At 72.5% G+C, this 20,414-nt stretch carries 15 protein-coding genes; 12 read left to right on the top strand and 3 right to left on the bottom strand.

Annotated features, from left to right (window positions below; translation table 11 throughout):
- Positions 1-196 precede the first annotated feature (196 nt).
- Genes FLW16_RS08140 through FLW16_RS08115 form a run of 6 tightly spaced genes read left to right on the top strand, consistent with a single transcriptional unit; the run spans position 197 to position 8,414 of the window.
- The gene (locus tag FLW16_RS08140) at positions 197-2,284 is read left to right on the top strand and encodes a molybdopterin oxidoreductase family protein (protein WP_260615074.1); all 2,088 of its coding nucleotides are present in this window, start codon (positions 197-199) and stop codon (positions 2,282-2,284) included.
- On the top strand, positions 2,281-3,690 hold the full coding sequence (locus FLW16_RS08135) for an FAD-dependent oxidoreductase (RefSeq protein ID WP_142559263.1): 1,410 nt from the start codon (positions 2,281-2,283) through the stop codon (positions 3,688-3,690). Before FLW16_RS08140 ends, FLW16_RS08135 begins: the two co-directional genes overlap by 4 nt.
- On the top strand, positions 3,687-6,158 hold the full coding sequence (gene nirB / locus FLW16_RS08130) for a nitrite reductase large subunit NirB (protein WP_260615009.1): 2,472 nt from the start codon (positions 3,687-3,689) through the stop codon (positions 6,156-6,158). Before FLW16_RS08135 ends, nirB begins: the two co-directional genes overlap by 4 nt.
- Entirely contained in the window at positions 6,155-6,511 is a 357-nt protein-coding gene (nirD, locus tag FLW16_RS08125) for a nitrite reductase small subunit NirD (protein WP_142559261.1), read from the top strand. The genes nirB and nirD overlap by 4 nt, the downstream gene beginning before the upstream one ends.
- Positions 6,508-7,686: a uroporphyrinogen-III synthase gene (locus FLW16_RS08120; protein WP_142559260.1), complete on the top strand. Its 1,179-nt coding sequence runs from the start codon at positions 6,508-6,510 to the stop codon at positions 7,684-7,686. Before nirD ends, FLW16_RS08120 begins: the two co-directional genes overlap by 4 nt.
- On the top strand, positions 7,683-8,414 hold the full coding sequence (locus tag FLW16_RS08115) for a sirohydrochlorin chelatase (protein WP_260615008.1): 732 nt from the start codon (positions 7,683-7,685) through the stop codon (positions 8,412-8,414). Before FLW16_RS08120 ends, FLW16_RS08115 begins: the two co-directional genes overlap by 4 nt.
- A gap of 32 nt (positions 8,415-8,446) precedes the next feature.
- On the opposite strand, the gene FLW16_RS08110 is transcribed toward FLW16_RS08115, so the two are convergent.
- Positions 8,447-8,776 carry a ribbon-helix-helix protein, CopG family gene (locus FLW16_RS08110; RefSeq protein WP_142559258.1) on the bottom strand — a complete coding sequence of 110 codons (330 nt, stop codon included), beginning with the start codon at positions 8,774-8,776 and terminating at the stop codon, positions 8,447-8,449.
- Positions 8,773-9,036: a hypothetical protein gene (locus tag FLW16_RS08105; RefSeq protein WP_142559256.1), complete on the bottom strand. Its 264-nt coding sequence runs from the start codon at positions 9,034-9,036 to the stop codon at positions 8,773-8,775. Before FLW16_RS08105 ends, FLW16_RS08110 begins: the two co-directional genes overlap by 4 nt.
- A gap of 529 nt (positions 9,037-9,565) precedes the next feature.
- On the opposite strand from FLW16_RS08105, the gene epsC reads away from it, so the two are divergent.
- Genes epsC through FLW16_RS08075 form a run of 5 tightly spaced genes read left to right on the top strand, consistent with a single transcriptional unit; the run spans position 9,566 to position 15,819 of the window.
- A complete protein-coding gene (gene epsC, locus FLW16_RS08095) occupies positions 9,566-11,536 on the top strand; it encodes a serine O-acetyltransferase EpsC (protein ID WP_221890953.1) in 1,971 nt (656 codons plus the stop codon).
- A gap of 47 nt (positions 11,537-11,583) precedes the next feature.
- Complete coding sequence (locus FLW16_RS08090) at positions 11,584-12,870, top strand: hypothetical protein (RefSeq protein ID WP_142559254.1); 1,287 nt, start codon at positions 11,584-11,586, stop codon at positions 12,868-12,870.
- Positions 12,867-14,210, top strand: a complete 1,344-nt coding sequence (locus FLW16_RS08085) for an MFS transporter (RefSeq protein ID WP_221890952.1) — start codon at positions 12,867-12,869, stop codon at positions 14,208-14,210. Before FLW16_RS08090 ends, FLW16_RS08085 begins: the two co-directional genes overlap by 4 nt.
- Complete coding sequence (locus FLW16_RS08080) at positions 14,210-14,887, top strand: TRM11 family methyltransferase (RefSeq protein ID WP_142559252.1); 678 nt, start codon at positions 14,210-14,212, stop codon at positions 14,885-14,887. Before FLW16_RS08085 ends, FLW16_RS08080 begins: the two co-directional genes overlap by 1 nt.
- Positions 14,884-15,819: a PLP-dependent cysteine synthase family protein gene (locus FLW16_RS08075; protein WP_142559250.1), complete on the top strand. Its 936-nt coding sequence runs from the start codon at positions 14,884-14,886 to the stop codon at positions 15,817-15,819. Before FLW16_RS08080 ends, FLW16_RS08075 begins: the two co-directional genes overlap by 4 nt.
- Positions 15,820-15,840: 21 nt before the next feature.
- Here the strand turns inward: FLW16_RS08075 and FLW16_RS08070 are convergent, their stop codons facing one another.
- Positions 15,841-16,695, bottom strand: coding sequence for a PAC2 family protein (locus tag FLW16_RS08070; RefSeq protein ID WP_142559248.1), 855 nt, complete (start codon positions 16,693-16,695; stop codon positions 15,841-15,843).
- Positions 16,696-16,913: 218 nt separating this feature from the next.
- Here FLW16_RS08070 and metH point away from each other — a divergent pair, with 218 nt between their 5' ends.
- Positions 16,914-20,378 carry a methionine synthase gene (gene metH / locus FLW16_RS08065; protein WP_142559246.1) on the top strand — a complete coding sequence of 1,155 codons (3,465 nt, stop codon included), beginning with the start codon at positions 16,914-16,916 and terminating at the stop codon, positions 20,376-20,378.
- Positions 20,379-20,414: the final 36 nt, after the last annotated feature.

Genomic DNA, 20,414 nt, shown 5'->3' with positions numbered 1-20,414 from the left:
TCCTGACTCAGGCCTCACAAGCGGCGACAGCACAAGTGAGCTTTCGAGACGACGGGGTCTCTCACACGCCGCGCTCGCCGAAGTTAGCGCGGTTGGCGCCTTGTAGCACAGCGGTAACAGAAGGGACCCAGCGGTGAAACCGCCTGTCAGCACCATCGGATCCATGCCGATCTCACCGCACGCTCCCGGTCCTGTGATGTCACAGGCCACCGCGGACACGACTGTGGGCTCGGCCACGCACTGCCCGTACTGCGCGCTCCAGTGCGGCATGTACGTCGCGAAGGGTGAGATCACCCCGCGGGAGGACATCCCGGCCAACGCCGGCGGCCTGTGCCAGAAGGGCTGGACGGCGGCCGCGCTGCTGACCTCGCCGGAACGGCTCACGACCCCGCTGCTGCACGGCAGCCCGGTGAGCTGGGACGAGGCGCTCGACTACGTCGCCGCCCGGATCGAGGCGATCAGGGCCGCGCACGGACCGGACGCCGTGGCGGTGTTCGGCGGCGGCGGGCTGACCAACGAGAAGGCCTACCAGCTCGGCAAGTTCGCCAGGGTCGCGCTGCGGACCAGCCAGATCGACTACAACGGCAGGTTCTGCATGTCCTCGGCGGCGGCCGCGGTCAACCGGGCCTTCGGCATGGACCGGGGGCTGCCGTTCCCCATCACCGACATCGCCCGCGCGGGGGCCGTCCTGTTCGCCGGGGGCAACGTCGCCGAGACCATGCCCCCCTTCGTGCGCCACCTGACCGCGATGCGGTCCGGGGGCGGTCGGCTCGTCGTCGTCGACCCGCGCCTCACCCAGACCGCCAAGATGGCCGACCTGCACCTGCAGGTCACCCCGGGCACCGACCTCGCGCTCGCGCTCGGCCTGCTGCACATCGCGATCGCCGAGGGGTACGCCGACCTGGACTACCTGGCCGCCCGCACGACCGGCTTCGAGGAGGTGCGCACCTCCGTGTCGGCCTGGTGGCCCGAGCGGGTGGAGCGCGTCACCGGCGTCCCGGTCGCGCGGATGCGCGAGGCCGTACGGATCCTCGGCGAGGCGGAGCGCGCGATGGTGCTGACCGGCAGGGGCGCCGAGCAGCACGCCAAGGGCACCGACACGGTCACGGCGTTCGTCAACCTGGCGCTCACTCTCGGCCTGCCCGGCCGTGAGGGCTCCGGCTACGGCTGCGTGACCGGCCAGGGCAACGGCCAGGGCGGCAGGGAGCACGGTCAGAAGGCCGACCAGCTCCCCGGCTATCGCAAGATCGACGACCCGGCGGCGCGGGCGCACGTCGCGGCCGTCTGGGGGATCGACCCCGCGGACCTGCCCGGCCCGGGCCGGTCGGCGTACGAGCTGCTGGACGCGCTCGGCACACCGGAGGGACCGAAGGCGCTGCTGCTGTTCGGCTCCAACCCCGTCGTGTCGGCGCCGCGCGCCGGGCACGTCGCGCGGCGGCTGGAGGCGCTGGACCTGCTCGTGGTCTGCGACTTCGTGCTGTCGGAGACCGCGGCCATGGCCGACGTCGTGCTGCCCACGACCCAGTGGGCCGAGGAGGCGGGCACGATGACCAACCTGGAGGGCCGGGTCCTGCTGCGCCGCCAGGCCGCCGTGCCCCCGCCGGGCGCGCGTACCGACCTGGAGATCCTGCGGGGGCTCGCCGAGCGGCTCGGTTGCGGCGAGAAGTTCCCCGCCGACCCGCGCACGGTCTTCGACGAGCTGCGCCGGGCCTCCGCCGGGGGCGTCGCCGACTACTCCGGCATCACCTACGGCCGCATCGCAGCCGAGACCGGAGTGTTCTGGCCCTGTCCGGACACGGGGGAGGACCCGCACCCGGGGACGCCGCGGCCGTTCCTCGACGGCTTCGCCACCCCCGACGGCCGGGCCCGCCTGGTGCCGGTGGACCACCGCCCGCCCGCCGAGGACGTGGACGAGGAGTTCCCGCTCTACCTGACGTCGGGGCGGGTGCTCGCCCACTACCAGTCGGGGGCGCAGACGCGCCGCATCCGCCCGCTCACCCAGGCGTCGCCCGAGGTGTTCGTGGAACTGCACCCGGACCTCGCTGAGCGGCTGGGCGTCGCCCCCGGCGACCGCGTACGGGTGCGCAGCCGCCGGGGCGCCGCCGAGGGCGTGGCCCGGGTGAACACCTCGATCCGGCCGGACACGCTGTTCATGCCGTTCCACTGGGAGGGCGTCAACCTGCTCACCAACCCGGCGCTCGACCCCACGTCGCGGATGCCGGAGTTCAAGGTCTGCGCCGCCGCGATCGAGCGGTGCGCCGAAGACGGGGAGCGTGTCGCGTGAGGCTCGTCGTGGTGGGGAACGGGATGGCGGGCTCGCGCCTGGTGAGCGAGGTCCGCGCCCGGGACAAGGACGCGAAGATCACGGTGTTCGGCGCCGAGGCGTGGCAGCCGTACAACCGGGTCCTGCTGTCGAACGTGGTGGCGGGCACGTCGAGCCCGGACCAGGTCAGGCTCCTCGACCCCCGCTGGTACGCCGACCACGGCGTGACCGCCCGCCTCGGCGTCGAGGTCACCGCGATCGACCGGGACTGCCAGACGGTGGTCGCCGCCGACGGGACGCGCGAGCCGTACGACGTGCTCGTGCTGGCCACGGGCAGCGAGCCGGTCGTCCCGCCGATCCCCGGCGTGGAGCGGGCGACGGCGTTCCGCACGCTGGACGACTGCGAGCGAATCAGGGAGGCCGCCGCGAGCGCGCGCGGCGCGGTCGTGGTCGGCGGCGGGCTGCTCGGCATCGAGGCGGCGCGGGGCCTGGCCGGCCGGGGCGTCCCGGTGACGCTGCTGCATCTGGCCGGGCACCTGATGGAGCGCCAGCTCGACGAGGAGGCCGGGCTCATCCTCCGCGAGACGCTCGGCGCGCTCGGCGTCGCCATCCGCACGGGCGTCACCGTGAGCGCGATACGCGAGCGGCACGTCGAACTGGTCGGCGGCGAGCTGATCGAGGCCGATCTGGTCGTGCTCGCCTGCGGCGTCCGCCCGGTCGTCGGCCTCGCCGACCAGGCAGGACTGGAGGTGGAGCGGGGCATTGTCGTGGACGACGAGCTGCGCACCGAGGACCCGTCGATTTTCGCGATCGGGGAGTGCGCCCAGCACGCCGGCCGCGTCTACGGACTGGTCGCCCCCGGCTGGGAGCAGGCGTCGGTCGTGGCCGACCTCGTCACCGGCGCCGACAAGGGCGCGCGCTACCGGGGCTCGCGGCTGGTCACCCGGCTGAAGGCCAGGAGCGTGGAGCTCGCGGCGATGGGGGAGACCCAGCTGACGGAGGACGAGGCGGAGATCGTCCGCTTCTCCCACCGGCACAAGGGCACCTACCGCAAACTCGTCATCCGGGACGGCCGGCTGGTCGGCGCGATCCTGCTCGGCGAGACCTCCGCGGTGGGCACGCTGACCCAGCTCTTCGACCGGGGAGGTCCCCTGCCCGGCGACCGCACCGGGCTGCTGTTCCCCGATCTGGCGGGCGTGGGCGGCGCGGCGGTGGCCGACAGCCCCACGCGGATGCCGGACTCGGCCCGGGTCTGCCAGTGCAACAACGTGACGAAGGGCCAGATCAGGGCGTGCTGGGAGTCCGGCGCGCGGAACGTGGAGGCTGTGGCCGCCGCGACGAGGGCCACCACCGGTTGCGGGAGCTGCCGCGACGCGGTCGAGGGCATCGTCGGCTGGCTGTGTGAGCAGGAAGGCGTGAGCGCATGAAGGACCGTAAGCGGATGAGACTCGTCGTCGTAGGACACGGCCCGACGGCGCACCGCCTGATCGAGACGCTCGCCGGCCGGGGCTTCGACGGAACGGTCACCGTTTTCGGGGAGGAGCCCCGCCCGGCCTACGACCGGGTGGCGCTGACCTCCTATCTCAGCGGCAAGAGCGTCGAGGACCTCACCTATCCGGTGCCGGACGGCGTCACGCTCAGGACCGGCGTCCGCGTCACCGCGATCGACCGTGCGAACCGCACCGTCACCACCGACGCCGGTGACAGCGAGCCGTACGACGTGCTGGTGCTGGCCACCGGGTCGGCGCCGTTCGTGCCGCCCGTGCAGGGCAGGGACCTGCCGGGCTGCTTCGTGTACCGGACGATCGACGACCTGGACGCCATCAGGGACGCGTCGCGGGACGCCCGCGCGGGCGTGGTCATCGGCGGCGGCCTGCTCGGCCTGGAGGCGGCCGACGCCCTGCGCGGGCTCGGCCTCGACACGCACGTCATCGAGATGAGCGGCTGGCTCATGCCGCGCCAGGTGGACGAGGGCGGCGGCTCGGTGCTGCGGGGGCACATCGAGGGGCTCGGGCTGACGATCCACACGGGCGCCGGCGTGCGGGCGATCGAGGCCGGCCAGGACGGCCGGGTCGCCGCGCTCGTGAAGCCCGACGGCGAGGCGATCGACGCGCAGGTCGTGGTCTTCTCGGCCGGCATCCGGCCGCGTGACGAGCTCGCCCGCGCCTGCGGCCTGGAGGTCGGCGAGCGCGGCGGCATCGTGGTCGACGCGGGCATGCGCACCTCCGACGAGCACATCTACGCGATCGGTGAATGCGCCCTGGCCGGCGGGATGGTCTACGGCCTCGTCGGGCCGTGCTTCACCCAGGCCGAGGTGGCCGCCGAGCGGATCCTGGACGGGTCGGCCGCCTTCACCGGCGCCGACATGTCCACCAAGCTCAAGCTGCTCGGTGTGGAGGTGGCCCAGTTCGGCGCCATGTCGGGCGCGCTCGACGTCACCTACATGGACCCCGTCGGCGGCGTCTACAAGCGGCTGTTCATCAGCGACGACGCCACGACCCTGCTCGGCGGCATCTGCGTCGGCGACGCCGCGCCGTACAACGCGCTGCGGCCGTTCGTCGGCAAGCCGCTGCCCGGCGCGCCGAGCGACCTGCTGTTCGCCGGCGCGGGCAAGGCGTCGGTCGACCTGCCCGACGACGCGCAGGTCTGCTCCTGCAACAACGTCACCAAGGGGAGGATCTGCGCGGCCATCGCCGACAAGGGCCTCACCGACGTGCAGGGCATCAAGGACTGCACCCGGGCCGGCACCACCTGCGGAAGCTGCGTGCCGATGCTCAAGCAGATCCTGGTGAAGTCGGGCGTCGACGTCGGCAAGGCGCTGTGCGAGCACTTCCCGCACAGCAGGGCCGAGCTGTTCGACATCGTCAACGTCCGGGGGATCACGACGTTCTCCCAGCTCATCGCCGAGCACGGGACCGGCCGCGGCTGCGACATCTGCAAGCCCGCGGTCGCCTCGATCCTCGCCTCCCTCGGCCGCGGCCACATCCTCGACGGCGAGCAGGCCGCGCTGCAGGACACCAACGACCAGTTCCTGGCGAACATCCAGAAGAACGGCACCTACTCGGTCGTCCCGCGCATCCCGGGCGGCGAGATCACTCCGGACAAGCTCATCGTGATCGGCGAGGTGGCCCGCGACTTCGGGCTCTACACGAAGATCACCGGAGCGCAGCGCATCGACCTGCTCGGGGCCCGGGTCGAGCAGCTGCCCGCGATCTGGCGCCGCCTCGTGGACGCCGGCTTCGAGTCCGGCCACGCGTACGGCAAGGCGCTGCGGACGGTGAAGTCCTGCGTCGGGTCCACCTGGTGCCGGTACGGCGTGCAGGACTCGGTGGGCATGGCCATCGCCCTTGAGCTGCGCTACCGGGGCCTGCGCTCGCCGCACAAGCTGAAGTCGGCCGTCTCCGGCTGCGCCAGGGAGTGCGCCGAGGCCCGGTCGAAGGACTTCGGCGTCATCGCGACCGAGCAGGGCTGGAACCTCTACGTGGGCGGCAACGGCGGCTTCAAGCCCCGCCACGCCGACCTGCTCGCGTCCGACCTGTCCACCGACGACCTGATCAGGACGATCGACAGGTTCCTGATGTTCTACATCCGCACCGCCGACCGGCTCCAGCGCACCGCCGCGTGGCTGGAGAACCTGGACGGCGGGCTCGACTACCTCCGTGAGGTGATCATGGAGGATTCGCTCGGCATCTGCGCCGAACTCGACGCGCAGATGGAGCGGCACGTGTCCACGTACGCCGACGAGTGGCGCGCCACCATCGAGGACCCCGACAAGCTGCGCCGCTTCGTCAGCTTCGTCAACGCCCCCGGCGTACCCGACCCCTCGATCTCCTTCGAGACCGAGCGCGACCAGATCAAGCCGGTGCTTATCCCACTGGAGGTGACTCGCACATGACCATCCTCGACGAGACGCCGGCCCTTGCCGGCCACTGGACCCCGGTCTGCTCCTACACCGACCTGCTGCCCGAGCGGGGCGCGGCGGTGCTCGTCGGCGACCGGCAGGTGGCGGTCTTCCGCACCTTCGACGGCGCCCTGTACGCCCTGGGCAACCTCGACCCGTTCAGCGGGGCGTACGTGATGTCCCGCGGCATCGTCGGCACCAGGAACGGCGAGCCGACCGTCGCCTCGCCCATGCACAAGCAGGTGTTCTCGCTGGTGACCGGCGTGTGCGCGGACGACTCCGGCGTTGCCGTGCCGACCTACCCCATTCGCGTCACCGACGGAATCGTGGAGGTGAGCGTGGTATGACCGCGCTGATGGACCCCGCACTCATGGACGGGGCACCGATGAGCCTGGAGACGGCGCCGGACGCGCTGGCCGGGTTCACGATCGGGGTGACGGCGACCCGCCGCAGCGAGGAGCTGTCCGCGCTCCTCGAACGGCGGGGCGCCCGGGTCGTGCGGGCGCCCGCGATCCGCATCGTGCCGCTCGCGGAGGACGCCGGGCTGCTCGCCGCGACCCGGGCCTGCCTGGAGGCGCCCGTCGACGACGTGGTCATCACCACGGGGGTCGGGTTCCGCGGGTGGATGGCGGCGGCGGAGGGCTGGGGCCTGTCCGCCGACCTGAACGCGCACTTGGGCCACGCGCGGCTGCTCGCCCGCGGCCCCAAGGCGCGCGGGGCCGTCCGCGCGGCCGGCCTGGCGGACTTCTGGACGCCGGCCACGGAGTCGTGCGAGGAGGTCAAGGAGTACCTGCTCGCGCAGGACCTGCGCGGCCGCCGCATCGCCGTGCAACTGCACGGCGAGCCGCTGGACGGCTTCGTCGCGTCCCTGCGGGAGGCGGGCGCCGAGGTGATCGAGGTGCCCGTCTACCGGTGGCTGCCCTACCGCGACACCTCGCCGCTGCGCCGACTGATCAGCCAGGCGATCACCGGCTCGGTGGACGCGGTGGCCTTCACCAGCGCGCCCGCCGTGCTGGCCATGCTCGGCGCCGCCCGCGCCGACGGGCTGGAGGACGCACTGCTCGCCGCGTTCGACACCCGCGTGGTGGCGGCCTGCGTGGGCCCGGTCACGGCCGGGCCGCTGACCCAGCGCGGCGTGCGGGCCGTCCAGCCCGACCGGGCCCGCCTCGGCGCGCTCGCCCGGACCCTCGCCCGCCACCTGCCGGAGAGCAGTGTCACGCGGCTCGTCGCGGGCGGGCACGACCTGGAGATCCGCGGTCACGCCGTGGTCGTCGACGGCGAGCTCAAGCCGCTGCCGCCCGCCCCGATGGCCGTGCTCAAGCGGCTCGCCGAGCGCCCCGGGCACGTCGTGAACCGGGCCGACCTGCGGGTCGTGCTGCCCGGCGGCCCCTCCCGCGACTCGGCCGAGCACGCGGTCGAGATGGCCATCACCCGCCTGCGCCGGGCGCTCGGCCCCTCGGGCATCGTCGAGACCGTCGTCAAGCGCGGCTACCGCCTCGCCTGCGGCAGGGACGAGCGGTGACCCCGACCCTGGTGATGGCGGCGCACGGGGCGCGCAGCGGCCACTGGGAGTCGGTCATGGACTCCCTAGCGGCCCGCGTGCGCCGCGCCAGGCCCGGCGCGCCGGTCGAACTCGGGTTCCTGGAGATCAGCGCGCCGCTGCTGTCCGACGCGCTGTCGCGGGTGGCCGGGCCGGTCGTGGTGGTCCCCATGCTGCTCGCCGGGGGATACCACGCGCACATCGACCTGCCGGCCGTCGTCGCCCGCACCCGCCCCGACGCGGTCGTCGCCGGGCAGCTCGGGCCGCACCGGCTGCTGACCGCGGTGCTGGCGCGCCGCCTGGCCGCGGCCGGCCTGCGGCCCTGCGACGCCGTGATCCTGGGCGCGGCCGGCTCGTCCGATCCCGCCGCGCTCGACGACGTCCGCACCGCCGCCCGGCTGCTGTCCGTACGGCTCTCGCGTCCCGTCACCGCCGCCTTCGCCTCGGCCGGGACACCCACGCTCGCCGAGGCGCTCGAGCGCACCAGGGCCGGCCTCGCCCCGCGCGTCGCCGTCGCCTCCTACCTGCTCGCGCCCGGCTTCTTCCACGACCGGCTGGTGAGCAGCGGCGCGGACCTGGTCAGCGCGCCCCTCGGCGCGGACGACGACCTGGCCGCTCTCGTCTGGGCCCGCTTCGACGAGGCCCTCGCCCGGCCCGCCGTGGCCGTCCCGCCCGCCCGCGCGCCGTACTCCGCCGGCACCCGGGCCTGAGCGGACCGCGTCCGCGCCTTCTGAACGTCGGATCAGGCCGCGTGGTCGCGGAGGTACTGGGCGAACGCCTCCCTGGCCAGTTGCGACACGGTCTTGCCCTCCCGCTCCGCCAGCGCTCTGGCGGCCGCCTTCTCCTCCGAACTCAGGCGGAACGTGACCTGAGGTGAGCGCCTGCCCGGTGCCGTGAGAGAGGGACGGCCGACTGTCTGGCGCACATGCTCGACCGCGGCCTCGACATAGGCCTCGTCGATCCGATTCCCCCGCCTGTCGTAGAGCTCCTCGGCGCCCAGGTCGACGTCCGACTCGTCGTCCACGGCGAGTTCGACATCCTCCGGGGGCCAGGGGCCGGTGTACTCGGTCATGGCTCGTTCCTCCTGAGCGCGGTCGGCATCGCGTGGATCACCAGCAGGTACTTCTCGGTCAGAACGGCGATCACCTCGAGCTCCAGCCCGCGATCATCTACGCCGAGCCAGTGCCACTGCTCGTCCAGACCAGGCCCGGGTGGCGGCACTGTCCGGGGCGGCTGGCCCCGGATAACGGCAAGGACCCGCGCTGTCCCGATGCGATGCTTCCGCGCTGACTGCGTGAACCTGATTCTACGCACGAAGAGGAATTGTGCCATGCACAATTGATCGATGTTCACGCATCGTGATTGATCGTTTGCTTTCGGTTTGCCGAGGTGCTGTCTCGTCGAGGGCATCGGGCAGTGACGGCGACCTGTGCCCTCGCCCGGCCCGCCGTGGCCGTCCCGCCCGCCGGCGCGCCGTACTCCGCCGGCACCCGGGCCTGAGCGGACCGCGTCCGCGCCTTTTCTCTTTTTTCGCCGCGCCGGTCTGTTCTCAGGCCGGCGCGCGCGCGTTCTGCGACTCCGCCCCTCCGGAAAATTCCCCCTTGGGCTCGGAGAATTCGGTACGACGCTTGTCCGATCGGGGTTGTCGGCCCGCCGATTACCGGTCGAAGGCCGGTCGGGTAGGGGTTGACCTGTGGTTCCAGGGCCATCACGCTTACCCAATAACCGAGGAAAAAGGGTCCGTAATTCACTTTCCCGGAAATGGCCGTGGAGCATCTACCGGCCAGTGGCGGTCTGCCGTTCCATCGATCCGGGTATTCATTCATGGTTTATTCGCCGAGGTGAATGTGAGGAGGCGAAGATGCCGCATGCCGATTTCAGGTCTTCTCCGCCGCCCCCGGAAAGCGAACGGCCGGAGAGACTGCTGCGCCTCCTGGCCGAGGACCTGCGGACGATCGTCGAGCGGGACCCGTCCGTACGCGACAGGAAGGAGGCGTTGCTGCACCCGGCGCTCCCGGCGCTGTGGCTGCACCGGGTCGCCCACCGGCTGCACCGGCGCGGCCGGCGACTGCCGGCCCGGCTGCTGATGCTCATCGCACGATTCGTCACCGGGGTGGAGATCCATCCGGGTGCGGTGCTCGGGCGCAGGGTCTTCGTCGACCACGGCGCGGCCGTGGTGATCGGGGAGACCGCGGTCGTGGGCGACGACGTGACCATCTACCACCAGGTGACCCTGGGGGCGGTCGGCTGGTGGCGCGACAACCTGCGCGCGGACGGGGAACGACGGCACCCGGTGATCGGAGCCCGCGTGGTGCTGGGCGTCGGCGCGGCCGTCCTCGGCCCGGTGCGCGTGGGAGACGACGCCGTCATCGGGGCGCGGGCGCTCGTCCTCGGCGACGTGCCCGCCGGCGCGCGCGCCCTCGCCTCCGCCGGGACCGTGTCACCGCCGCGCGGCGGCACGGCCTCCCGTACGGCCCGAGCCGACCTGCCCCGACCCCCCGAAGAAAGGAATGGATCGATGAATCCGGACAGCACGGTCCTGATAGTCGGCGCCACGGACGAGACCGTGCGCAAGGCCAAGGAGCTGGGCCTGACCGTCCTGCTGCTCCAGCACCCCACCAAGGTCAGCCCCGAGCAGGAGGAGCTCGCCGACGTCCTGCGCGTCCTGGACTACACCGACTGGGCGGCCGTCGAGCCCGTCGCCAGGGAGCTGTGGCAGGAGCCGGGGTTCCGCGTCGCGCTGTCCATCACCGAGCCCGGCCTGGAGAACGCGGGACGGGTCAACGACCTGTTCGGCCTGGGGGGCACCGGCTACGAGGTCACCAGGAGGTTCCGCGACAAACTGGCCATGCGCCGCCACCTCGCGTCGGTTCCGGGCGCGGAGCTCGACCCCTCCGCAGTGGCCGCCGCGCCGCTCCTGCGGCGAGAGGACCTGGACTCCTTCGGCGCCGCCCACGGCTACCCGTTCATCGTCAAGCCGACCGACGCGACCGCGAGCATCGGCGTCTTCAGGATCGGGGGGCCGGAGGACGCCGAGTGGGTCTGGGCCACGGTGGAAGGGCTGCGCGGCACCCGGACCGACCGGGTCTCCACCATGTATCTCCTGCGGGACTTCCTCATCGAGGAGTACGTCGAGGGGCCGGAGTTCAGCGTCGAGGCGTTCAGCTTCGCGGGCCGCCACGTCGTCGTGGCGATCACCGAGAAGTTCGTGCACGCCGACCGGTTCGCGGAGCTCGGCCACGCCGTGCCCGCCCGGCTGGACGAGCCGGTCCGGGAGCGCATCCGCGCGAGCGTGTGCCGCTTCCTCGACCTGATCGGTCTCACGGACGGCGTCACGCACACCGAACTGCGGCTCGGCCCGCACGGCCCGGTGATCATCGAGAGCCACAACCGCGTCGCCGGCGACATGATCCCGGAGCTCGTGCGCGGCGCGTACGGCATCGACCTGGTGGAGTACGCCCTGGGCTGGCCGTTCGGGCTGGTCCCCGAGCTGCCGGACCGGCCGGAGGCGCATGCCGGGGCCAGCGTCCGCTCCCTGGTGAGCGAGCCGGGCCGGGTCGAGTCGGTGGAGGGCGTCGCCGACGCCGCGGCGCGGGACGGCGTGCTCGACGTGCGCGTCACCGCCAAGCCGGGCGACACCGTGCACGCGTTGCGCGACAACTGGGATCGGCTCGGCCTGGTGGCGGTGACCGGCCCCGACACGGACGCGGCCATCCGCCGCGGCGCGGAGGTCATCGACGACGCCATCCGGATCCGGATCGTGGGCGAGGACGGGCGGACCTGGCTCGCGCACGCGGCCGAGGCCCGATCCCTGGCGGAGGTGCCGGCATGAGCGAGCGAAGCGATAAGCACAGTGATCCGCTCAGGCGAGGGGGTGACATGAGTGTCGTCATCGTGCACCGCAACCCGCTGGAGCCGTTCCCGTACGACCGCTGGCTGCGCGACCACCAGGGCCCGGTGGTGATCCTCGCCGCCCGTGACAGGTTCGAGCCGTTCGGTGAGCGGATCCCCGACGGGAACCTCGGCTACACGCACCTGGAGCTCTTCGACCACGACGACGAGGTGGCCGGGCGGGTCGCGCGCCTCGCCGCCGAGTACGGCGCCACGCACCTGATCGGGGAGCACGAGGCCGACGTGCTGCGCGTGGCCGCCCTGCGCGAGGAGCTCGGGCTGCCCGGCGCGCGGGCCGCCGACGTGCTGCCGTTCCGGGACAAGGCCCTGATGAAGGAGCACGCGGCGCGGGCCGGTGTCGAGGTCGCCCCGCACACCGTGCCGCGGACCGCGGCTGACGTGCGGGCCTTCGCCGGCGTCCACGGATTCCCTCTCGTGGTCAAGAACAGGGCCGGTTTCAACTCCATCGGCCTGCGCATCCTGCGCGACCGGGACGCGCTGACGGCCTTCCTCGCCGAGGCGTACGGCTCGCAGCGGGACGAGCAGCGGGACGAGCAGCGGGACGACCTCCTGCTCGAGGCGTACGTGCCCGGCCGCATGTGCCACGTCGACGGGCTGGTGGTGAACGGCGAGGTCGTGCTGGCCTGGCCCTCGCAGTACCAGTATGAGCTGGCGTCGTTCGGCACCGACACCGGCTCCCGGGTCGACCTGGCGCTCGACCCCGGCGACCCGCTGACCGGCCGTCTGCTGGAGCTGACCGGGCGGACGCTGGCGGCGCTGCGGCTGCCCGGCGGCCGGCTGCGCGACCACGCCTTCCACGCGGAGATCTTCCACACGCCCGACGACCGGCTGGTGCTGTGCGAGATCGCCTGCCGGTCCGGCGGCGGGAAGATCCGCGAGGTCTTCCACACCCTGTTCGGGGTCAACCTCGCCGAGTGCTCCATCCGGGCCCAGCTCGGCCTCCCGCTCCCCGACGTGGAGCGGGCCGTACGCCCGGGGCGGCGGCCGGAGCCGGCGCGGATGGCCGGTCAGGTGCTGATGATGAAGCGGCCGGGACTCATCCACGCGCTGCCCGACGTCCCGCGCGAGCCCTGGGTGGAGCACTTCTGGCTCTACGCGAAGCCGGGCCAGGTGGTCCCGCCCGCCTCGGGCTCGGCCGACTTCCTGACCGTGGCCATCGCCTCGGCCCCCTCCCGGGCGGAGTGCGAGCGCAGGTTGCGCTCGCTCGGCGCGCGGCTGGAGGAGCAGGTGCGGATCGGGGCGGTGCCGTCGTGACCCGCCCGTCGACGCAGGCCCGCTACATGGCCGGAATGGTGGTCGACGCCACCGGCAGCGGCATGTACCTGCCCCTGTCCCTGCTGTTCTTCCACCACGTCACCGGGCTGCCGATCGAGCGGGTCGGCGTCATCATGACCGGGGCGGCGCTGTTCAGCCTGGTCGGCAACCCGATCGCGGGCGTGCTCGTCGACCGCTTCGGCGCGCGGGCCGTCGTCGTGGGCGGCTACCTGGTGCGCGCCGTGGGGTTCGCCGCCTACCCGCTGGTGGACTCGCCGCTGACGATGTTCCTCGCGGTGGCGCTGGTGGCGCTCGGCGACGGCTCCTACCCGCCGTCGATCCAGTCGTTCGTCGCCGCGATCGCGCGGGGCGCGGACCGCGACAGGCTCCTCGCCGCGCAGCGCAGCCTGCGCAACGCCGGACTCGGCGCGGGCGGCCTCATCGCGGGCGCCGCGCTCGGCCTGGGCAGCGACGCCGCCTACCGGGTGATCGTCCTCGTCAGCGCCGCCGCGTTCGCCGGCGCCGCGCTGATCCTCCGTACGATCCCAGTCCCCGGTGGCGCAGTCCCCGGTGGCACAGTCCCCGGTGGGCGGGACCGTACGGCCCCGCGGGCGGCGAAGGACCGGCGGGGCGGGGGATACCGGCTCGTCCTGCGCGATCGCACGTTCCTCGCGCTGACCCTGCAGAACGTGCCGACCGCCTTCGGCTACATGGTGTTGTCGGTGGCGCTGCCCGTCTACGTCACCCAGGAACTGGACGTCCCCGCGTCGCTGGTCGGCGTGCTGTACGCGGTCAACACCGTCGGCATCGCGCTGCTGCAGATCCCGGTGACGCGGCGGCTGATCCGGTATCGGCGCACCCGCACGGTCGCGGCGGGCGCCGCCACGTTCGCGGTGTCGTTCGCGGCGTTCGCCCTGCTGGCCGGGGTTCCCGTGCGGCCGGCCGCCCTGGCCGGGGTCTTCGCCGCGACGGCGCTGTTCACGGTGGGGGAGATGCTGCACGGCGCGCCGCTGTCCGCGCTCGTGTCGAGCGCGGCCCCCGAGGAGACCCGCGGCAGGTACATGGCGGTCTACCAGTTCTCCTGGGCGATCCCGATCACGCTGGCTCCGGCCGTGCTGACCGCGCTGCTGAGCCTGTCGCCGGTCTCCATGTGGCTGCTGCTGGCGGGAGGCGTCTCCTGCTCGGCCCTCACCATGCTCCGCCTGGAGCCACGGCTGCCCGCCCGGGCCGTCCACGCGCGGATCCCCGACGACCCCGAAGACGCCGACGACCCCGAAGACCCGGAAGAGACCGACAACCGTCGCGACGCGACGGCGACACAGAAGGCTGGTGTGGACTGATGGGCAGATCGAGTTGGCATGTGCTGCAGGGAGAGGACCCCGCGTACGCGCTGCCGGAGGCCGCCGGTCAGTGCGGCTGGGTGAGCCAGTTGCGGCCCTTGATCGTCGAGATGAGCAGGCCGGGCGACGTCGTGCTCGACCCGTTCGCCGGCTGGGGGACCACGCTGGTGGCGTGCGCGGTCGAGTCCCGGAAGGGGATCGGCCTGGAGGTCTCGCCGGAGCGCGCGGAGCAGGCGCGCAAGCGCCTGGAGAAGTATCCCGGCCAGACGATGCTGTGCGCCGACGCGCGCACGCCGCCGCTGCCGGAGGAGTCGGTGGACTTGGTCCTGGCGGACCTGCCCTATTTCGGCACCAACCTCGACACCAACTCCTCCGTGGAGGGCCAGTTCTACGCGCTGCGGGACTACGACGAGTACCTGAAGGCGCTCGACGAGGCGTTCGCCGCGGTGACGAGGGTCATGCGGCCCGGCGCGCGGGCGGTGCTGGCCGTGCAGAACCGCCGCCTGGCCGGCAGGTTCGTGCCGCTGGCCTGGGACGTCGCCCGGGTGCTCGGCCGGCACCTGACCCTCGGCGACGAGCGGATCCACTGCTACGACCGGCCGGTGAGCGACGACGACCCGATGCTGACCAACCGCTCACACGAATACCTGCTGGTGGCCGAGAAGGAGCAGGCATGATCCCCCTGATCGGCCGCGCCATAGCGACCAGGATCGACGATCTCATCGGCGACACGCCCCTGCTCCGCCTCGCCCTCGACGGCCTGCCCCCGGCCGCCACCGTGCTCGCCAAGCTGGAGGCGGCCAACCCGCTGTCGAGCATCAAGGACCGGGTGGCGCTGCGCATGATCGAGGAGGCCGAGGCGTCCGGGGCCCTGACGCCCGGCGCGACCGTGATCGAGTCCACGTCGGGCAACACCGGAATCGCCCTGGCGGCGCTCGCCGTCAGCCGGGGATACCCGTGCGTCGTCGTGATGCCGGACAACGCGTCGCGCGAGCGCGCGCTGACCCTGCGCATGCTGGGCGCCAGGGTCGAGTTCACCGACCACGCCCTCGGCTTCCAGGGATGCGTCGACCGGGCGACGGAGCTGCACGCCGCCGTCCCCGGGTCCTGGTACGCCCGCCAGCACGAGAATCCCGCCAACGTCATGGCCCACTACACGACCACGGGACCGGAGATCTGGGCCGGCACCGGCGGGGAGGTCGACGTGCTCGTGTGCGGCGTCGGGACCGGCGGCACCCTCACGGGCACGGCCCGCTACCTCCGCGAGCGCAACCCCCGGCTGCGCGTCGTCGCGGTGGAGCCGGAGGGCTCCCCCCTGCTGTCGGGAGGTGCTCCGGGGCCGCACCGGATCCCCGGCCTCAACGGCGGCTTCACCAGCCCCGTCACCGACGTCACCCTCATCGACGACGTGATCACCGTGCCGGACGGCGAGGCGGCCGCCATGACCCGGCTCATCGCGGCCACGACCGGGCTGCTGGTCGGGGTCTCCTCGGGCGCGGCGGCGTACGGCTGCGCCGAACTGGCCCGCCGCGAGGACCTGTCGGGGCGGACGATCGTCACGATCTTCCCGGACACCGGGGAGCGCTACCTCAGCTGGTGGCCGGCCTGACCCGTCGACAACTCCCGATGGTCAGCGGTCGGTGCCGCGGTCGCGGCGGCGCAGGTAGCGCTCGAACTCCGCCGCGATGGCGTCGCCGCTGGCCTCGGGCAGCTCGGCCGCGTCCTTGCGCTCCTCGAGCTCCCGCACGTACTCGGCCACCTCGCTGTCCTGGGCCGCCAGCTCGTCCACGCCGTGCTCCCAGGCCCTGGCCTCCTCGGCCAGGTCGCCGTACGGCATCGGGATGTCGAGCATGTCCTCGATGCGGCGCAGCAGCGCCAGGGTGGCCTTGGGGTTGGGCGGCTGGGCGACGTAGTGGGGGACCGACGCCCACAGGGACACCGTCCGCACCCCGGCGGTGCCGAGGGTGTGCTGCAGCACACCCACGATGCCCGTCGGGCCCTCGTACTTGGTCAGCTCCAGGTTGAGCGCGCGGGCCATGCCAGGGTCGCTGACCGAGCCGGTGATCGGCACCGGCCGGGTGTGCGGCGAGTCGTTGAGCAGCGCGCCGAGCAGGATGGCCAGCTCGATGCCGAGATCGTGGCAGAGCCCGACGATCTCGGCGCAGAACGACCGCCACCGCATGTTCGGCTCGATGCCGCGCAGCAGCACCACGTCGCGCTTGGCGCCCGGCGGGCGGGCCAGCAGCAGCCGGGTCGTCGGCCAGACGATGGAGCGGGTCACGCCGTCGCCGAGCTCGACCACCGGCCGGGTCACCTGGAAGTCGTAGTAGTCCTCGGGGTCCAGCTCGACGAGCGGGGTGGCCTTCCACTCGGACTCGAGGTGCGCGAGCACTCCGCTGGACGCCTCGCCGGCGTCGTTCCATCCCTCGAACGCGGCGATCAGCACCGGGTCGACGAGCTCGGGGAGCCCTTCGAACTCGATCACGCGCCGCCTCCTCACTGGCCTTGTGCAGTATGGCTCAGTCCAAGACTATTCGGTGAGGGGCCCCGTACGTCACCTCCGCCGGGCACCGGCCCGTCGCGCTGCGCCGACCTGCGGCGCCGCGCCGGCGGAGGTGGACCCGCCGTCCCTCACGCAACCGGTATTCCCGTTTCGCGCGCGCGGACGATATTCCGTCCGGCGGGGCCGATAGGCTTGCCTCCATGACCAGCAGACCGTCCTTCCGTGAAGTGCTGTCCGAGCGAGTTCTGATCGCCGACGGAGCCATGGGGACGATGCTGCAGTCCTACGACCCCACCCTTGACGACTTCCAGGGCCACGAGGGCTGCAACGACGTGCTCAACGTGAGCCGTCCCGACATCGTTCGGGCCGTGCACGACGCGTATCTGGAGGTGGGCGTCGACTGCGTCGAGACCAACACCTTCAACGCCAACCGTGCCGCCCTTGGCGAGTACGGCATCGCGGACCGTATCTTCGAGCTCTCCGAGGCCGGCGCCCGGCTGGCCAGGGAGCGCGCCGACCACTGGTCGACGCCGGACCGGCCCCGGTTCGTCCTCGGCTCGATGGGCCCCGGCACGAAGCTCCCCACGCTCGGCCACCTGCCGTACGAGACGCTGCGCGACGCCTACCGCGACAACGCCGCCGGCCTGATCGCGGGCGGGGCCGACGCCCTGATCATCGAGACCTGCCAGGACCTGCTGCAGGTGCGGGCGGCGGTCGTCGGCGCGAAGCGGGCGGTCGAGGCCGCCGGGCGGGACGTGCCGATCATCACGCAGGTCACCATCGAGACCAACGGCGCGATGCTGCTCGGCTCCGAGATCGGCGCCGCGCTGACCGCGATCGAGCCGCTCGGCGTCGACCTGATCGGCCTCAACTGCGCCACAGGCCCGACCGAGATGAGCGAGCACCTGCGCTACCTGGCCAGGCACTCGCGGATCCCGATCTCCTGCATGCCGAACGCCGGTCTGCCGCAGCTCACGGCCGACGGCGCGCACTACCCGCTGAGCCCGGGGGAGCTGGCGGACGCGCACGAGGCGTTCACCCGCGACTACGGGCTCGCGCTCGTGGGCGGCTGCTGCGGCACCACGCCCGAGCACCTGCGCCAGGTGGTCGAGCGGGTGGGCGGGCGCGCCCGCGGCGAGCGGCGGCCCCGCCCGGAGGCGGGGGCGGCGTCGCTCTACCAGCACGTGCCGTTCCGGCAGGACACCTCCTACCTCGCGATCGGCGAGCGGACCAACGCCAACGGCTCCAAGGCGTTCCGCGAGGCCATGCTGGCCGGCGACTACGAGGAGTGCGTGGAGATCGCCAGGGCGCAGGCCCGCGACGGCGCGCACATGCTCGACCTGTGCGTCGACTACGTCGGCCGCGACGGGGTCGCCGACATGAAGGAGCTGGCGTTCCGGTTCGCCACCGCCTCGACGCTGCCGATCGTGATCGACTCCACCGAGCCCGCCGTGCTGGAGGCCGGGCTGGAGATGCTCGGCGGCCGGGCCGTGGTCAACTCGGTGAACTACGAGGACGGCGACGGCCCCGACTCGCGCTACCAGAAGATCATGCGCCTCGTGAAGGAGCACGGCGCGGCCGTGGTCGCGCTGACCATCGACGAGGAGGGCCAGGCCCGCACCGCCGAGGGGAAGGTGCGCATCGCCACCCGGCTCATCGAGGACCTGGTGAACACCTGGGGCATGCGGGTCGAGGACATCATCGTCGACTGCCTGACGTTCCCGATCGCCACCGGTCAGGAGGAGACCCGGCGCGACGGCGTCGAGACGATCGAGGCGATCCGCGAGCTCAAGCGCCGCTACCCGGGCGTGCAGACCACGCTGGGCGTCTCCAACGTGTCGTTCGGTCTCAACCCGGCGGCCCGCATGGTGCTCAACAGCGTCTTCCTCAACGAGTGCGTCAACGCGGGGCTCGACTCCGCGATCGTGCACGCCTCCAAGATCCTGCCGATGAACCGGATCCCGGACGAGCAGCGGCAGGTCGCGCTCGACCTCGTGTACGACCGCAGGCGCGAGGGCTACGACCCGCTGCAGCGGTTCATGGAGCTGTACGAGGGCGTGGACGCGGCGTCCATGAAGGCCGGCAAGGCGGCCGAGCTGGCCGGGCTGCCCCTGTGGGAGCGGCTCAAGCGGCGCATCATCGACGGCGAGCGCAAGGGCCTGGAGGCCGACCTCGACGAGGGCCTGGCGCAGCGTCCGGCCCTGGAGATCATCAACGACGTGCTGCTCGACGGCATGAAGGTCGTCGGCGAACTGTTCGGCTCCGGCGAGATGCAGCTTCCCTTCGTGCTGCAGTCGGCCGAGGTGATGAAGACGGCCGTGGCCTACCTCGAACCCCACATGGACAAGGTCGAGGGCAGCAGCAAGGGCCGCATCGTGCTGGCCACGGTCAAGGGCGACGTCCACGACATCGGCAAGAACCTCGTGGACATCATCCTGTCCAACAACGGCTACGACGTGGTGAACCTCGGCATCAAGCAGCCGGTGTCGGCGATCCTCGAGGCCGCCGAGGAGCACCGCGCCGACGTGGTCGGCATGTCCGGGCTCCTGGTCAAGTCCACCGTGGTCATGAAGGAGAACCTCGAGGAGATGAACTCCCGGGGCCTCGCGGACAGGTATCCCGTGCTGCTCGGCGGCGCCGCCCTGACCAGGGCGTACGTCGAGCAGGACCTGGCCGACCTCTACCGGGGCGAGGTCCGGTACGCGCGTGACGCGTTCGAGGGCCTGCGCCTCATGGACGCCTTCATGGCGGTCAAGCGCGGTGAGGACGGCGCGACGCTGCCGCCGCTGCGCGCGCGGCGGGTGAAGACCGGCGCCGTGCTGAAGCGGACCGCCGAGGAGGACCTGCCGTCCCGCTCCGACGTCGCGGCCGACACCCCGGTGCCCGCCCCGCCGTTCCTCGGCGACCGGATCGTGAAGGGCATCCCGCTGGCCGACTACGCCGCCTTCCTCGACGAGCGGGCGACGTTCATGGGCCAGTGGGGCCTCAAGGCCGCCCGGGGCGGCGAGGGCCCGTCGTACGAGGAGCTGGTCGAGACCGAGGGCAGGCCCCGGCTGCGGATGTGGCTGGAGCGGCTGCAGACGGAGAACCTGCTGGAGGCGGCGGTCGCCTACGGCTACTTCCCCTGCGTCAGCGAGGGTGACAACCTGATCATCCTGGACGACGACGGGAAGGAGCGGACCCGCTTCACCTTCCCGCGGCAGCGGCGCGACCGGCACCTGTGCCTGGCCGACTTCTTCCGCTCCCGCGAGTCCGGGGAGACCGACGTCGTCGCCTTCCAGGTGGTCACGATGGGCAACCGGATCAGCGAGGCCACGGCCGAGCTTTTCGCCAAGGACGCCTACCGCGAATACCTGGAGCTCCACGGTCTGTCGGTGCAGCTCACCGAGGCGCTGGCCGAATACTGGCACGCGCGGGTGCGGTCGGAGCTGGGCATCGGCGGCGACGAGTCGCTGGCCGACATGCTCAAGGTGAACATCACCGGCTGCCGCTACTCCTTCGGCTACCCGGCCTGCCCCAACCTGGAGGACCAGGTGCAGGTCATGGAACTGCTCGACCCCGCGCGCATCGGCGTGACGCTGTCGGAGGAGTTCCAGCTCCACCCGGAGCAGGCCACCTCCGCCCTGGTCGTCCACCACCCCGAGGCGAAGTACTTCAACGTCTGACCGGCCGCATGGGCGTCCACGTGCGCCCCTTACCAT

The sequence above is a fragment of the Microbispora sp. KK1-11 genome (assembly GCF_006874435.1).
In the GTDB taxonomy this organism is placed as follows: domain Bacteria; phylum Actinomycetota; class Actinomycetes; order Streptosporangiales; family Streptosporangiaceae; genus Microbispora; species Microbispora catharanthi.
This window is presented reverse-complemented; position numbering and strand designations above follow the sequence as displayed.